Below are 14,711 nucleotides of genomic sequence, written 5' to 3'. Positions count from 1 at the left end.
CTGGTAGGTTTCCCGCATGTCAGGTAGCACTCCTCGGGAAGCCGGAAACGGCCAGGGATATCGCGGACGCAACTCGACCGCGGACCGCGCCCTGGACATCCTCCTGCTCTTCGGCGACGACCGCCTCGCGCTGTCCGCGAACCAGGTCGCCGAACACCTGGGCGTCGCCCGCTCGACCGCGTACCGCTATCTGCAGAGCCTGACCGCCAACGGCTTCCTGGAGGAGAACGACGGCGGCTCCGGATTCCGGCTCGGGCCCCGGGTGTTGGACCTGGCCCGGCTGGCCCGCAAGGGGGTCGGCCTGTCCGAGCTGGCCCGTCCGGTGATGCGCACGCTGGCCCGTGCGGTCGGTCAGCCGGTGTTGTTGACCCGTCGGGCCGGCGACACGGTGGTCTGCCTCGAACGTGAGGAGGCGGTACACACGTTGCGGCTGTCCTACGAGCGCGGCCAGGTGCTGCCGGTCAACGCCGGCGCCGCCGCGCTGACCCTGCTGGCCTGGGCGGACGCGGCCGAGCTCGACCTGCTGTTGGCCCACCCGCTCCCCCGCTTCACCGACGCCACCGTGACCGATCCCGAGCGGCTGCGGGCGCGACTCGCGGAGATCCGGACCCGGGGTTACGCGGTGGCGCGCGGCGAACTCGACCCGGACGTGCTGGGCATCGGCGCTCCGGTGCGCCGTGAGGACGGCGACGTGGTGGCCGCCGTCAGCATCGCCGCGCTGTCCCATCGGGTGCCCGACGAGCAGGTGTCGCACTACGTGGCGGCGGTGGTGTCCTCGGCCGCCGAACTGTCCGTGCAGGTGGCGCGGATGGGGCTGTAGGGCGACGCCGGACTGCCCGGGCGGGCCGGGGACGGACGGTGGCTCGTGACTCGCGGACGGCGGTCAGCGGCGCGGTTCGGGGTCGTCCGGGGTCGGGGTGGTCGGCGGTGGCGCGGTGCCGGGCGTGCCGAAGGTCAGGCCGGAGAAGTCCCGGCCCTGGACGACCGGGCCGTGTTGGGTTCCGCCGCTGATCGTGTTGTGCACCGTGCCCATTGCTTCCTCCGGTAAGAGTGGGGCCAACTCGTCGAGCAGCGCGCGCAGTTCGGCGGCGGCAACCGGATCGGTACGGAGCAGGCGGCGCAGCCGGGTGCGCCATTCCGCCTCCACGTCGGCGATCACCAGGTCGTCGCCGGCCTCCCGGGCCACGGACAACTCGCGCTGGGAGGACTCCAGTTCGCGTTCGATCAGGACTCCCTGGGCCGGGTCGCCACGGCCGAACAGGGCGGCGATCCGGGTCCGGGCCTGCGCCCAGGACTCCGACACCATCAGTCCGACCATCGTGGTCGCGCCCGATGCCGCCAACGTCATCAGCTCTGCCTCCACACCCACCCCCGCAGTCGTGGCCGCCGAGGCGGGCCGACCGGCGCACATTCGCCCACCCCACACCGCGTCGTCGCGGACCCGCCATTGGGCGCATTGTTGCCCACATCCGCCCTCGAACACGCCGATTTCACCGAACTCGACCACCATCGGGCAAAACCCGGCGGGCCGGCGCGTCGGTCGCGCGTAACGGGTCGGAGGTGGTCGCCGGGTAGGGGAAACGCCGCTCGGCGCCCCCGGCGGGATGGGACCGGGGCCGGCGGTTTCGGCGGGTGGACGCGACGTACTAACGATCGACGTGTTGTCCGTGCCCGGTTGCCCGGGGTTCGCGGGTGTCGATCAGGGTGAGCGCGTCCTGCACCGAGCCGGCCGGGTCGGGCAGTGGGTAGAGCACACCGCGGATGGTGCGGGTGTCGTCCAGGAGCAGGGTCAGCCGCTTGAGCCGATCCACGCCCGCCGCCCGGAAGGTGGGCAGCCGCAGTGCCGCGGTCAGTTCCAGGTCGGCGTCCGAGAGCAGCGGGAACGGGATGTTCGCGTGCCGGGCGAACGAGTCCAATTGGTCCGGGCGTTGGGTGCTCACGCCGAGCACGGTGGCGCCGCGGTCGGTGAATTCGCCCAGCCGGTCGCGGTAGGTGCACGATTCCAGCGTGCAGCCGGGCGCGCCGGGGATCTCGTCCCAGCCGGGTGGGTGACCCTGGAGGCCGGGTGCGTAGGCGCCGGGGAAGCAGTACAGGACCGTCCACGCGGTGGCCGCGATCGGGTCGACGCGCTCGGCGGCGGCGGTGCGCAGCGTCAGTGCGGGCAACCGGGTGCCGACCAGGGCGTGCGCCTGACGGGCCTCGGCCGAGTCGGCTTCGCCGGTGGCGGTGAGTGTGCCGTCGCCCAGGACGTGTTGCCCGCCCCAGTTCTGTAGGGCGACCAGGACGGGGAGCAGGCCGCGGCCGGATTCGGTGAGGTGGTACTCGTAGCGCGGCGGGTGCGGGTGGTAGAGCCGCTTTTCCAGCACCCCGTGCTCCACCAGCGCCTTGAGCCGTTGGGCCAGCACCTTGCGACTGATCCCGACCTGCTCGTGCAGCGCGCCGAACTGGTGCACGCCCGCCGCGACATCGCGGATCAGCAGCAGGGTCCACCAGTCGCCGACGATGCCGAGCGCCTGGGTGATGGCGCAGTCGGCATCCGCCAGATCCGTGTATCGCATGTGCCCTCGCCTTGCCTGGTTCGACCTGCCCACTATAGTGAGTTTCCATTGGTTACTCACTTGTCGGTCCGACGGACCCGGACCGGGCCGCCCGACGGGCCGGGCATCCCGGGGGACGCGAATGAGCGACGCGACGACGAGCACGGGTGACGAAGCGACCCGGCACCCACCCTCGGCCGGCGCGTTCCGGCGCTATTGGACCGCCTCGACCATCAGCCACGTCGGCGACGCGGTGACCACGGTCCGTGAGTGCGGGTGCGGGTGCGGGTGCGGGTGCGGGTGCGGGTGCGGGTGCGGACGTGAGCGTGAGCGTGAGTGCGGGTGCGGCGAGGGCGCGGACGTGAGCACGGGCGTGAGCGCAGGTGCGGGTGCGGATGCGGATGCGGCGAGGGCGCGGGGCGGGCCGGTGGGGTGGACGGGTGTGTTCGGGTGTGTGGGAAATGCAGGTGACCGTGCGGGAGTTCTTGATCTACCTTGGGGACATGGATGTGACCTGCGAGCGGATCGGTGGGCCGCGCTTCGCGTTCGGCGACCGGCCGCGGAGTGGGCATCCGTCGACGAATCGGGAGCCGTGGAAGGGCCGTTGGCCTGATTGCTCCGGGTCGCCTCGCGGCTGAGCCGGCGTCGGTGAGTGGTGCGACGACAAATGTTGCGCCGACCGCCGACCCGCGGTTGACCAGCCGCCCCCGAGTCGACCCGAAGGCCGCCGCCCCGCGCCGAGCCCGGTTCGTCCGGGCTCGGCCCGCGCCCGCGCCCTGATCCTCCTTCGACCGACCGCGCCGCGCCTCGCGCCGTGCCGGTTCCGGCGCACCCGCACGCCCGCCGATCGGCGGCGTCACCGTCGGTGTCGCCGACCGACGCGTGTGGTCCGCCCATGGGTCGATGGGGTGTGTCCGGTCGCGCGCACCGGTCCCGGCGGCCATCGCACCCCGGCATGCCGCCGTCCGATGAAATCCGTTGCCCCTCCGTGCCGTTCAGGCAGCACGCCCGGTCGGGTCGCGGAGTGATGGCGGCTGCCCGGATTCGTCACCAGCCATCCCATCGAGCAGGAGAGAAGACTCCGTCATGACCACAACCGCCCGCGACCTCGCCGGCATCCGCAACATCGGGATCATGGCCCACATCGACGCCGGCAAGACCACCACGACCGAGCGCATCCTGTTCTACACGGGCGCCTCGCACCGGATCGGCGAAGTCCACAACGGCACCACCACGACGGACTGGATGCCGCAGGAGCGCGACCGCGGCATCACCATCACCTCCGCCGCGATCACCTGCGACTGGGCCCTGGACGGGGTGAGTCACCGGATCAACCTCATCGACACACCCGGCCACGTCGACTTCACCGTCGAGGTGGAGCGTTGCCTGCGGGTGCTCGACGGCGCGGTCACCGTCTTCGACGGGGTCGCCGGCGTCGAGCCGCAATCCGAGACGGTGTGGCGACAGGCGGACCGCTACCGGGTGCCCCGGATCTGCTTCGTCAACAAACTCGACCGCACCGGCGCCGAGTTCCATCGTTGCGTCGAGATGATCGGCGAACGACTGGGCGCGGTGGCCCTGGTCGTGCAGTTGCCGATCGGTGCCGAGGCCGACTTCCGCGGCGTGGTCGACCTGGTCCGCATGCGCGCCCTGGTGTGGCCCGCCGAGAGTGCGCTCGGCGACGCCTACGACGACGTCGAGATCCCGGCCGCGCACCTGGCGACCGCGCTCACCTGGCGGGCTCGGCTCGTGGAGACCGTGGCCGAACACGACGAGGCGATGTTGGAACTGTTCCTGGCGGGCGAGGAGCCCACCGAGGCGCAGTTGCACGCCGCGATCCGCCGGATCACCATCGCTTCGGGCTCCGAGGAAGGTCGCACCGTCACCCCGGTCCTGTGTGGAACCGCTTTCAAGAACAAGGGAGTTCAGCCACTGCTCGACGCCGTCGCGCGCTACCTGCCGTCGCCGCTGGACGTGGCCGCGATCGTGGGCCGCGCGGTCGACGCGGCGCGGACCGATGTCGAGCGCCGGCCGTCGGACGAACAACCGCTGGCGGCACTGGCGTTCAAGATCGCCAGTGATCCGCACCTGGGCAAGCTGACCTTCGTCCGGGTCTACTCGGGCCGGCTCACCGCCGGCGACCAGGTGCAGAATCCGGTCAAGGGCCGCAAGGAACGAATCGGCAAGATCTACCGGATGCACGCCGACAAACGAGAGGAGATCGCGTCGGTGGGCGCCGGCGACATCGTCGCGGTGATGGGGCTGCGGCAGACCACCACCGGCGAGACGCTGTGCGACCCGGCGCACCCGGTGATCCTGGAATCGATGGACTTCCCGGTACCGGTGCTGGAGGTGGCAATCGAGCCCGGTTCCCGCGCGGACCGGGAGAAACTGGGCGTCGCGATCCAGCGCCTGGCCGAGGAGGATCCGTCCTTCCGGGTCAAGACCGACCGGGAGACCGGCCAGACCATCGTCTCGGGCATGGGCGAACTGCACCTGGAGGTGCTGGTGGACCGCATGCGACTGGAGTTCGACGTCGTGGCCGACGTCGGCCGGCCCCGGGTCGCCTACCGCGAGACGGTGTGCGCGTCGGTGGCCGCACACGACTACACCTATCGCAAGCAGACCGGCGGCAAGGGCCAGTACGCCAAGGTCCGGATCGCCATCGAACCACTGGAGGGAGAAGGCTACGAGTTCATCGACAAGGTCACCGGCGGGCGCATCCCGAAGGAGTACATCCCGTCGGTGGACGCGGGCTGCCGAGCCGCGATGGAGTTCGGTGTACTGGCCGGATATCCGCTCACCGGCCTTCGGGTCACCCTGCTCGACGGCGACTTCCACGACGTCGACTCGTCCGAGATGGCCTTCCGGATCGCCGGATCGCTGGCCTTCAAGGAGGCCGCGCGGCTGGCGGCGCCGGCGCTGCTCGAACCGACGATGGCGGTCGAGGTCACCACGCCCGAGGACTACCTCGGTGAGGTCATCGGCAACCTCAACGCCCGGCGTGGACAGGTCGCCACGATGACCGAGCGCTCCGGCGCCAAGGTCGTCACCGCGCTGGTGCCGCTGGCCGAGATGTTCGGCTACGTGGGCGACCTGCGCGGGCGGACCTCGGGCCGGGCGAGCTACACGATGAAGTTCGACTCGTACGCCCGAGTGCCCGGGAACGTCGCCGCGGCGATCCTGGCCAAGGCGGGCACCGCGTAGTCGCCGCCGGGGTGCGGGGTTCCGCTCGTCATGCGGAACCCCGCACCCCCGAGGGGTGTTGCCCGGCTCACTCCGGGACGGTGAGTGCTCCTCGGTAGGCGAACCCGGTCCGGTAGGCCCACACCACCGCCTGGGTGCGGTCGCGCACGTCCAGCTTGGCCAGCACGTGTTTGACGTGCGTCTTGACCGTCTCCACCGACAGGTGCAGGGTGCGGGCGATCTCGGTGTTCGACAGGCCCAGCGCCATCGCCCGCAACACGTCCGCCTCCCGCTCGGTGAGTCGGGCCGCTCGCGCGTGGTCCGGACCCACCCGCGCGGCGTGCGACGCGAACAGTCTGCGGGCCACCGCCGGCGACACCACCGCGTCGCCCGCCGCGACCGTACGAATGGCTGCGACCAGTTCCTCGGGCGTGGCCCGCTTGAGCAGGAATCCGTCGGCGCCGGCGGTGATCGCGTCGTCCACCACCTCGTCCAGGTCGAACGTGGTGAGTACCAGCACTCGCGGGCGATCGGGAACGGCCAGCAGATCCCGGGTCGCGGAGACCCCGTCGCGGACCGGCATCCGGATGTCCATCACCACCACGTCGGGGCGATGTTCGAGCGCGCCGCGTACCGCTTCGACCCCGTTCGCCGCCTCGCCCACGACTTCGATGCCCGGCTCGGCCCGGAGCAGCGCGGTCAACCCGCTGCGTACCAACGCGTCGTCGTCGACCAGCAGGACCCGGATCACGAGAGCGCCTCGGCCGGCAGCGTCGCCCGCACCCGAAAGCCCGCCTGGATCGGCCCCGCCTCCACCTCGCCACCGACCAGACGGGCCCGCTCGCGCATGTTGGCCAGGCCGCGTCCGGGCGGGCCGACCGGCAGATGTCGGCCCTGGTTGACGATCTCCAGCACCACCGTGCCGCCCGACCGGACCAGGTCCACCTCGATCCGACCGGTCTCGGTGTGTCGCAGCGCGTTGGTCAGCGCCTCCTGCACGATCCGGTGCAGCGCCCGGGCGACCCCCTCGCTCACCTCGACCTCCTCGGCGTTCAGCCGCAACTCCCGCCCCGCGGCCCGGACCCGTTCCACCAGACCGGTCAGATCGGTGACCGGCTCGGCCGCGTGCAACACCCGTACCAGGCGGTCCAGTTCGCCGAGCGCCTCGCGGCCGACGCTCTCGATATTGCCCAACGCCTCGCGCACGAAGGACGGATCGTCGGCGAACACCCGCCGACCGACCCCCGCCTGCATCACCATCACGTTCACCGCGTGTCCGATCGCGTCGTGCAATTCGCGGGCCAGTTCGGTGCGTTCCTCGGCCCGCACCCGGGCGTGTTCGGCGATCGAGACTGCCCGTCGGCTGCGGGCCGCGTCGCCGGTGACGGTGGCCAGCAGGAAGCACACCGTCACGCCGAACACGTCCGCACCGCCGACCGGCGCACGATCGAGGAGGACGTATCCGGCCACCGCCGCCAATTCCAGCGTCGATCCGATGATCCGGGCGGTCGCACCCCGCAGCGAGAACAGGGTGAACAGCGATATCCAGGCCGGCCACTGGGTCACCGTGGTCGCGTAGCCCGCCGCCGCGTTGATCACCACGAAGGCCGAGGTGGCGAAGACCACCGCGATCGGCGCCACCCGGCGCCAGAGCAAGCACAGCGCGGACCCGACGGCGAGCCCGACACCCACCGCGTCCAACGCGTGGTACGGCGGACCGGCCGGCGCGAACAGGGTCACCGAGGCCGCCGCGACCACGAATCCCAGGGTCAGCCAGGCGTCGGAAATACGCATGCCCCATCCTGCACCGGCACCGGCCGCACCGGTCCACCTCCCCTCGGTGGAGGCGCGTCTCCCTCGCAGGAGGGAGGCGATTCCCCCCGCTGCGAGGGGTGACCCGAACACCCCGTGTTTTCTAGCGTTGCAGGCACGCAACGCGGGACACGCGGTGCCGCACGCCCGGCGCGAGATCCACCGCGCAAGACGCACCGGCCGAATCCCACCGCGCGAAACCCACGGCACGCGACGCACGGCACGGGGCACACGGCGCGAGAGACACCCGCCCAAGACACACCGCGCGACACACGCAACGCAGGACACCCACCGCAGGAGCGGAGCCGGCAGCCGGAAAACGCGGTGCCGGCCCGCGGGAAAGGACGCCCGGAGATGACAGTGGTGACACACGACCCGACCCGACGACGCACGGTCGGGGTCTGGTGGTTGGCCCTGAGCGCCCTGGCCATCGCGGTGTTCGCGCCGCTCCCCTATCTGACCAACACCCTGACCGAACTGGCCTCGGACGACGGCGATATCGCCGCGAACTACGCGGATCGCCCACCATGGGCCCGGGCCTTCTTCTACGCCCACATCGTCGCCGCCGGACTGGCCCTGCTGCTGTCCCCGGGCCAACTGTCCTCCCGGGTGCGGCGCCGATCGCCTCGGCTGCACCGGATCTGCGGTCGGGTGACGCTGGCCTGCATCCTGGTCGGCGGCGCGGCCGGCCTGGTACTCGCGCCGCTGAACCTGGCCGGCGCGGTGGGCACGGCCGGCTTCGGCCTGCTCGCGGTGTCGTGGGTGGCCTGCGCCCTGATGGGCCTGCGGACCATCCGCCGCGGCGCGGTCGCCGAACACCGGCGTTGGATGCAGCGCGCCTTCGCGTTCACCTACGCGGCGGTGACCCTGCGCCTGTGGCTGGTGCTGCTGGTCCCGATAACCGACTTCGACCGCGCCTACAAAGTCGTCCCGTTCCTGTGCTGGGTGCCCAACCTGATCGTGGTCGAACTGCTGCTGCGCCGGCGCGGAGCACGCTCACCGGGCCCGGAACGGTCCGCCCACGAGGTCCCCGATCCGCAGGTGCACACCGGCTGACCGGCGGAATCCGGTCGAAGCCGGCCGAGCCGGACAGCCCAAGATCATTCTGCCCGTCACGTGCGCGGTGGCCGGATGTCGCCTATTCGCCACCTACGGCCCATAGCGTCTGCGGCGGCATCCGCCGACGCCCCCGACCGGAGGAACGCACATGACGACCGAGGACCACTCGCACCGACCCGACGACCACCTCGCTCCGCGGTTGCCCGAGTGGGCGGACCCGGAGGTGGCCGAGGATCGGCTCGACGCGCAGGGCGTGTCCCGGCGTGGCCTGATCGGTCGAGCCGGCCTGTTCGGAGCCGGCTTCCTCGGCGCGTCGGCGCTCGGCGCGGTGGGTGCCGGTACGGCTGCCGCGGCCGAATCCGACGACGCGGTGCAGGCGAGTTCGCGACCGGGCCAGGACGGCCCGCCCGCCAAGTTCGTCTACCTGGTGGGCGACCACCACGTGCACACGGTCTACAGCCACGACGCGAAGTACGGCTTCGCGCAATCCGCGGCGCAGGGTCGACAGTTCGGCCTGGACTGGATCGTCTACACCGAGCACGCCAACTTCGGCCACGCCAACGCCGGCGGCGCGGAGCGCGAGCACGCGGAGATCGTCAAGGCCCGCCAGGAGAACCCCCGGGTACTGATCTTCCAGGGCCTGGAGTGGTACGTCCCCGCCGCCGAGCACGCCACCGTGATGGTCGCGCCCGGCCGCAACGAGGTGGAGTTGCTGCGCCGATTCGAGCTGACCTTCGACGCCAAGCTCAACAAGTTCGACGTGGGCGCCCCCGGCGACCCGGTCACCGCCGCCAACGAGGCCAAGGCGGTGGAGGCGATCCGCTGGCTGGGTCAGCGCAAGCGCGAGGGCTTCGTCGAGGACGTCCTGGTACTGGCCAACCACCCCAGCCGGTTGGGCATCGTCTCGCCGCACGAACTGCGCGCCTGGCACGACGCGGACCCCTCGATCTTCCTCGGCTTCGAGGGCGCGCCCGGCTCGCAGGCCAACGCCGACCCGGCCTGGGTGAAGTTCCGCGAGGGCCAGTCGGGGCCGGGCACCTTCCAGCGCGGCGAGTACCAGAACGCCCCGTCAGCGCAGAGCTGGCCGCGGTACCCGGCCGAGACCTACCGCACGCACGGCGGCTTCGACTGGATGACCGCGACGGTCGGCGGCATGTGGGACGCACTGCTCGCCGAGGGCCGGATGTGGTCGGTCACCTCGAACTCGGACAACCACCGCACCATGTTCGACACCTACGCGGACGGCGCCTACCCGCCCGGCAAGGGCTTCGACGACCTGGGCTCCAAGCCGCTGCCCGTGGACACCGGGGTTCCGCAGCCCGGCAGCGACTTCTGGCCGGGTCAGTTCAGCCGCACCCACGTGGGTGTCGAACGGTTCGGCTACCGCGACGTGATGGCCGGGCTCCGGGCCGGGCGGGTGTGGGTGGACCACGGCCAGCTCCTGGACGGCCTGGACGTGTGGATGGTCGCCGACAACGGCCACACCGAACCGGTCACCCTGGGCGGCCGGTTGCCGTTGGCGGCCAATCGCGGCGCCACCCTCTACATCCGGGTCACCACCGCCAGTCGGCCCAACTACCACGGCGAGGTGCCCAAGCTCGCGCATGTGGACGTGATCACCGGCACGGTCACCGGCAAGTCCCGCGACGCGGACTCGTGGCAGGCCCCGGACACCCGGGTGAGCAAGCGCATCGACGTGTCCGGCCGCACCGGCACCTACACGCTGAAGGTGCAACTGCCCCGCCGGAACAAGCCGTACTACGTCCGGCTGCGGGGCAGCGACGGAAACCGGCACGGCGTGGGCCCGTTCGGCGCCGGCGTCGACCCGGCCGGCCCGATCCAGCACCCGAACAACGACGGCGACCCGTGGCGCGACATCTGGTTCTACAGCAACCCGATCTTCGTCGACGTCAAGGGCTCGCCCTGGGGCAACTGACGCCCACCGCGTTGCGCGAACGAGGCCGGGCCGGGGCAATCAGCCCCGTGCCCGGCCTCGTTCGCGTCCCCCGGCCCGGGTCTCGGCCTCGATCTCGGCCGCGAGTCGGGTCCTGGTACGGGCCAGGATCCGACCGAGCATGTTCCGCCCGGTGCCGGTGCTGCCGCGGCCCCAGTAGTGGTCGGTCGTGGTGTTCTCCACGAGCGGCTGCGTCCCGGTCCCGAGCAGGATCGCGCGGATCCGCGGATTCTGCCGGAACTTCTCGTACACCCCGCCCCGCATCACCTCGTCCTTGACCCACTCCCAGTCCCGGCGCAGCGGCACGCTCCGCAACCGGCCCAACTCCGCCGCGCGCAAGGCCGTGGGCGCCCGCCGGATCCGCTCGGCATGCGGGGTGCCGGCGAACTTGTGGGCCTGGAAGAAGTGTTCCGAGGTCGGCCAGGACACCTCGTCGACGGTGAAGCCGTGCGGCGAGAAGTTGGAGAAGCAGCCGTAGGGCACCTCGTCGGCCCCGTAGAAGTGGATCGTCACGGCAGCCACCCGCCCCTCTCGTCGTCGAACCGGAATGCCCGTACCCCGGCGCCCCCGGCAGCGTCCGACGGCATGATGGCATCCGAACGCCCGAACCGCCGGCGGATATCACACCTCCCGTCGCATCGCGCGATGGTGACGTTTCGCGCACGAAGCGGCCCGCGCACTCGACGAGCCGACGCCGCGTCATGATCCTTGGCACACACGACATTTCCCGAACCGGGGGTACCAACGGTGTCCGATCGATCCGGCGGCGCGTCGAAGTCGGCGGTTCGGTTACCACCTCTTCGGCTGCCTTCCGTTCGGCCGTTGTCGATCCGGCGCGCCGGCATCGCGGCGACCACGGCGGCGGCGGCGATGGTCGTCGCGGACCTGTTCGCCTATGTCGTGTACCGCGACTGGCACGCCGACCTGGCCTCACGGATCGACCAGCCGGCCGAGCGGGAGGCCCTGCGGTTGGCCGCGCAGCTCGCGCCACGCGGGAACGGCGCAACGAGCTTGGCGGTGACGGTGCTCGCGGTCACGAGCGTGGCGATGCCCGTGCTCTTCCTGTGCTGGGCCGTACTCGTGTCCCGAAACCGCGAGCAGTGGTACGGCCCTTCGGCGGGATTGGGCGGTCGGCGCAGTCCGGCGCGCCGGACCCGGGAGGCCCGGCGCACCGCGATCGGCCCCACCCCGCTGATCGCGACGGCCGTGGTGCTGCTCGCCGCGACCACGATGAGCCGGCTGCTGGGCATCATGGGCGATCCGTGGATCGCCCCCGCCGACGAACAGATCGAGCTGGAAATGGGCTTCGTGCACCAGCGGATGACGTTGGCGCTCGCCCATGCGGCGGGCGCCCTGTCGGTGGCGGTCGTGGTGGTGGTGACGACCCGTCGACACGAGCGGCGGGCGCGGATCAGCCCGGCGTCCGACGCCGGACGAACGAGAGCAGTGCCCGGGCAGTGCTGATCGAGGGCCCGCCTCAGCTCGGCCGGGTCGCCAGACCGTCCAATACGCGTTGCAGGCCGTAGTCGAACGTCGCGCACCGGCGCCGGCTTCCGGTCGCGCTTGGCCTCCTGGGCCTCGCGCAGTCGCGGGTGTCGGGCCATCGCCTGTTCGGTGCTCGACCACAGGCTCGCCATCCACTCCTGCTCGGTGCGATCGCTGCGCGCGATCATCGACAGGTAGGCGGCCTCGGCAGTGGCCATCCCGATCACGTAGGCCAGCACCGTATTCATCGCCCGGTCGGTCTCCTCGACGGGGAATCCGGCGGTTTCGAACAGGGCCGGCGCCCCGCTGTTCGCCCGCCCCGACGGCCACCCGGCCGGCGGGGCGGCGGCGTTTCGACCAAGGCGCACGCGCCGGCTCCGGCTCGGACGGGGCTTCGTGCCATCGACGCGTGTTCACGACGCGCGCGGCGGCGCGACCAGGCCGGTCAGGTGTGCGAACGCGACGACGTTGCCCAGATAGCGCTGCTCGGTCCGGTCGAAGCCCGCGCCACAGGTGATCAACCGCAACTCCGCCCCCTTCGCGGCGCCGTAGACGCGTCGGTCCGGGAACTGCTCGGCGCGGTAGACCTCGATCGCGTCGACGGTGAAGATCGCCGTGCCGCCGTCGGCACGATCCACCTCGACGGTGTTGCCCCGACTCAGCTCGCCGAGGTGGTAGAAGACCGCCGGGCCCTGTGGGGTGTCCACGTGTCCGGCCACGATCGCGGTGCCACCCGCGCCGGGGGCGGTGCCGTTGCGGTACCAGCCCGCGAGGTTGTCCTCGTCGTCCGGCGGGGCCGCGAGTCGGCCGCCGTCCTCCAGGGCCAGGCCGGTCAGCGGTGCGTCCACCGAGATCGCCGGGATCCGCACCCGGACCGGCGCCGCGGCCGACAACGGGGCCAGCGGCGGCGGATCGTCCGGCGCCGGGCGGGGCTGGTCCGGATAGACCCGGGCCTCGCCGGGCTGCGGCGGCGGATCGGCGGCCCCGGTGCCGTTGACGATCAGCGCGGCGCCCAGGCACATCGCCACCACCCCGGCGCCCACCGGCCCCATGCTGCGCTTGCGACCTTCGTCGGGCGGGGCCGAAGGATCCACTGCTGCTCCTGAGGGGTGCTGCGCCCGACGCGCCTGGGTGGGTAGGAACTCGCCTGCCCGGTCGGTGTGTTCCACCAGATTCCCGCACCGCCGCGATCAGGGTCGAGCGGTGCGGGAGCGTGGTGGTCCGAGCCGGCTCGCACGCGCTCAGCCGCGGCCCGCGCCCAGTCGGCGACGCCGCACGACCAGGCTCGCGCCGGCGGCGAACAGGCCCACGCCGAGCGCGATCCCGCCGGCGGTGGCGTTGCCGGAGGTACCGCCGGCGCCGGTGTGCATGCTGCCCGAGGGTGCCTCGGCGTACTCGTCCCGGTCGCCGGCGGCGCTGCCGTGCGCGGCCTGCTCGGCGTCCGGCCGGCTCTTGTCCGACCCGCCCTCGCCGCCGAGGACCCTGGCGTCCGGGCACGCCTCGGCGGCGGCCGAGGCGGCGGCGCCCATCTCGTTCTTGGCGCGTTCGAGCTGTTCCTGCCGGGACTTGTCGGGCTGCCCGGCCGCGGCGGCGGCGGCCTTGGCGAAGTCCGCGACCGCGGCGTCGTACTGCAATTGCCCCTTCGCGGCGGCGGCGACCGCTTTGGCGCAGTCCGCCGGGTCGACCTGGGGGCGGGCCGGAGCGGCGTGGGCGACCGCGGGGACGGCGAGCGCGAGCGTCGCGCCGAGCAGCGCGGTGCCCGCAAGCCTGGTGATCGAACGCATGATGCAACCTCCGGCGAGCCCGGACGCGGTAGCGACCTACCACTGGGACAGCCGTGCTCGCGACTTCCAGGTAAGCCGGGCGAAGAGTCCCCCGCATGCCGAAAATGCCGCCTCGACGCCGACTGGCTACACTGTGTCACCCCGGCACTCCCGAGTTTCCGCACGACACCCGGTATCCGCACCCGGTTCGCACCACCCACCGGCGGACTGCCGAACGGGTGACCCTCGATCGTCCACCCCGATCCCGGGCCCGGCGCGGCGGTCAGTCGGTGGAGTCGCGGAGCGTTCGCAGGATCGTCGCGACGCGTTCGTGCGCGGTCGCGGCCGGGATGTCGACGAGGTCGTAGCCGAAGGCCCGGTAGCTCTCCTCGTGGACGCGCTCGAACTCCAACGACTGGGCGAAGTCGATCCGGCGGGCGGCGGTGGGTTCGCAAAAGCCCAGGTTCCGGAGGAAGAACACCCGACGTCGATACGTGCCGGCCTCGGCGATCCGGTCGAGTTCGGCGGACAGCGCCGCCGAGATCGGCCGGTCGAGGTAGACGCTCAGCGCGTGGGTGCAGATCGGCGACCGGTCGAAGAAGCACACGTCCTCGCTCCGGGTCCCGGCCTCCCGCTCCCGTTCGCGTTGCAGCGCGACGACCCGGTCGACGAACGACGCGTCGGTCCACGGCTCGCGCTCGCCCCGGGCCTGTCCTCGGGCGATGACGTCGGTCGCCGCCTCCTCGACGACGGCGTACCCCGCCCGCGCCAACAGGCGCAGCACGGTCGTCTTGCCGGCACCGGGCGTGCCGGTCAGGATGTATCGCTTCATGGTGGGTCCCTCGTCGACGACGTGGCCGGTGCGCGCACCGCGAGCCGCGGTGGCGGGGCGCATCGAGGTCGCGTCCGGTGCCC

General features: G+C 72.0%; 13 protein-coding genes. 5 read left to right on the top strand and 8 right to left on the bottom strand.

All coding sequences use genetic code 11. The features are described from left to right. The first annotated feature begins 16 nt into the window (after positions 1–16). On the top strand, positions 17–820 hold the full coding sequence (locus tag ACH4U8_RS32570; RefSeq protein ID WP_360309077.1) for an IclR family transcriptional regulator: 804 nt from the start codon (positions 17–19) through the stop codon (positions 818–820). Positions 821–883: 63 nt separating this feature from the next. Here the strand turns inward: ACH4U8_RS32570 and ACH4U8_RS32565 are convergent, their stop codons facing one another. Beyond that, positions 884–1,510 (bottom strand): hypothetical protein, encoded by a 627-nt coding sequence (locus tag ACH4U8_RS32565; RefSeq protein WP_395782006.1) that lies wholly within the window; start codon positions 1,508–1,510, stop codon positions 884–886. Positions 1,511–1,646: 136 nt separating this feature from the next. Further along, complete coding sequence (locus tag ACH4U8_RS32560) at positions 1,647–2,558, bottom strand: winged helix-turn-helix transcriptional regulator (protein WP_360309079.1); 912 nt, start codon at positions 2,556–2,558, stop codon at positions 1,647–1,649. 1,065 nt (positions 2,559–3,623) lie between these two features. Here ACH4U8_RS32560 and fusA point away from each other — a divergent pair. Then, entirely contained in the window at positions 3,624–5,744 is a 2,121-nt protein-coding gene (gene fusA, locus ACH4U8_RS32555; protein WP_360309083.1) for an elongation factor G, read from the top strand. Positions 5,745–5,811: 67 nt separating this feature from the next. Here fusA and ACH4U8_RS32550 read toward each other — a convergent pair whose 3' ends face one another. Both ACH4U8_RS32550 and ACH4U8_RS32545 read right to left on the bottom strand, forming a co-directional pair. Further along, entirely contained in the window at positions 5,812–6,474 is a 663-nt protein-coding gene (locus ACH4U8_RS32550) for a response regulator transcription factor (RefSeq protein WP_360309085.1), read from the bottom strand. Further along, the gene (locus tag ACH4U8_RS32545; RefSeq protein WP_360309087.1) at positions 6,471–7,517 is read right to left on the bottom strand and encodes a histidine kinase; all 1,047 of its coding nucleotides are present in this window, start codon (positions 7,515–7,517) and stop codon (positions 6,471–6,473) included. Before ACH4U8_RS32545 ends, ACH4U8_RS32550 begins: the two co-directional genes overlap by 4 nt. 372 nt (positions 7,518–7,889) lie before the next feature. Between ACH4U8_RS32545 and ACH4U8_RS32540 the strand changes: the two genes are divergently transcribed. Then, the gene (locus tag ACH4U8_RS32540; RefSeq protein ID WP_395782004.1) at positions 7,890–8,591 is read left to right on the top strand and encodes a DUF2306 domain-containing protein; all 702 of its coding nucleotides are present in this window, start codon (positions 7,890–7,892) and stop codon (positions 8,589–8,591) included. Positions 8,592–8,742: 151 nt separating this feature from the next. After that, positions 8,743–10,530 (top strand): histidinol-phosphatase, encoded by a 1,788-nt coding sequence (locus ACH4U8_RS32535; RefSeq protein WP_395782002.1) that lies wholly within the window; start codon positions 8,743–8,745, stop codon positions 10,528–10,530. A 39-nt stretch (positions 10,531–10,569) separates the two neighbouring features. Here ACH4U8_RS32535 and ACH4U8_RS32530 read toward each other — a convergent pair whose 3' ends face one another. Next, on the bottom strand, positions 10,570–11,070 hold the full coding sequence (locus tag ACH4U8_RS32530; RefSeq protein WP_395782000.1) for an NADAR family protein: 501 nt from the start codon (positions 11,068–11,070) through the stop codon (positions 10,570–10,572). A gap of 300 nt (positions 11,071–11,370) precedes the next feature. On the opposite strand from ACH4U8_RS32530, the gene ACH4U8_RS32525 reads away from it, so the two are divergent. Continuing rightward, the gene (locus ACH4U8_RS32525) at positions 11,371–12,012 is read left to right on the top strand and encodes a hypothetical protein (protein ID WP_395781998.1); all 642 of its coding nucleotides are present in this window, start codon (positions 11,371–11,373) and stop codon (positions 12,010–12,012) included. Positions 12,013–12,446: 434 nt separating this feature from the next. Here the strand turns inward: ACH4U8_RS32525 and ACH4U8_RS32520 are convergent, their stop codons facing one another. The 3 genes from ACH4U8_RS32520 to ACH4U8_RS32510 form a co-directional block, all read right to left on the bottom strand. After that, positions 12,447–13,085 carry a class F sortase gene (locus ACH4U8_RS32520; RefSeq protein WP_379992311.1) on the bottom strand — a complete coding sequence of 213 codons (639 nt, stop codon included), beginning with the start codon at positions 13,083–13,085 and terminating at the stop codon, positions 12,447–12,449. Positions 13,086–13,274: 189 nt separating this feature from the next. Then, on the bottom strand, positions 13,275–13,817 hold the full coding sequence (locus tag ACH4U8_RS32515; RefSeq protein ID WP_395781996.1) for a hypothetical protein: 543 nt from the start codon (positions 13,815–13,817) through the stop codon (positions 13,275–13,277). A 262-nt stretch (positions 13,818–14,079) separates the two neighbouring features. Beyond that, positions 14,080–14,628 (bottom strand): AAA family ATPase, encoded by a 549-nt coding sequence (locus ACH4U8_RS32510; RefSeq protein WP_360309101.1) that lies wholly within the window; start codon positions 14,626–14,628, stop codon positions 14,080–14,082. Positions 14,629–14,711: the final 83 nt, after the last annotated feature.

The sequence above is a fragment of the Embleya sp. NPDC020886 genome (assembly GCF_044333915.1).
Lineage (GTDB): Bacteria > Actinomycetota > Actinomycetes > Streptomycetales > Streptomycetaceae > Embleya.
This window is presented reverse-complemented; position numbering and strand designations above follow the sequence as displayed.

Excerpts from the sequence above, each read along its gene's own strand:
- ACH4U8_RS32560 (WP_360309079.1), bottom strand. The coding sequence starts at position 2,558 with ATGCGATACACGGATCTGGCGGATGCCGACTGCGCCATCACCCAGGCG.
- ACH4U8_RS32545 (WP_360309087.1), bottom strand. The coding sequence starts at position 7,517 with ATGCGTATTTCCGACGCCTGGCTGACCCTGGGATTCGTGGTCGCGGCG.
- ACH4U8_RS32515 (WP_395781996.1), bottom strand. The coding sequence starts at position 13,817 with ATGCGTTCGATCACCAGGCTTGCGGGCACCGCGCTGCTCGGCGCGACG.
- ACH4U8_RS32565 (WP_395782006.1), bottom strand. The coding sequence starts at position 1,510 with ATGGTGGTCGAGTTCGGTGAAATCGGCGTGTTCGAGGGCGGATGTGGG.
- ACH4U8_RS32535 (WP_395782002.1), top strand. The coding sequence starts at position 8,743 with ATGACGACCGAGGACCACTCGCACCGACCCGACGACCACCTCGCTCCG.
- fusA (WP_360309083.1), top strand. The coding sequence starts at position 3,624 with ATGACCACAACCGCCCGCGACCTCGCCGGCATCCGCAACATCGGGATC.
- ACH4U8_RS32520 (WP_379992311.1), bottom strand. The coding sequence starts at position 13,085 with ATGGGGCCGGTGGGCGCCGGGGTGGTGGCGATGTGCCTGGGCGCCGCG.
- ACH4U8_RS32510 (WP_360309101.1), bottom strand. The coding sequence starts at position 14,628 with ATGAAGCGATACATCCTGACCGGCACGCCCGGTGCCGGCAAGACGACC.
- ACH4U8_RS32540 (WP_395782004.1), top strand. The coding sequence starts at position 7,890 with ATGACAGTGGTGACACACGACCCGACCCGACGACGCACGGTCGGGGTC.
- ACH4U8_RS32570 (WP_360309077.1), top strand. The coding sequence starts at position 17 with ATGTCAGGTAGCACTCCTCGGGAAGCCGGAAACGGCCAGGGATATCGC.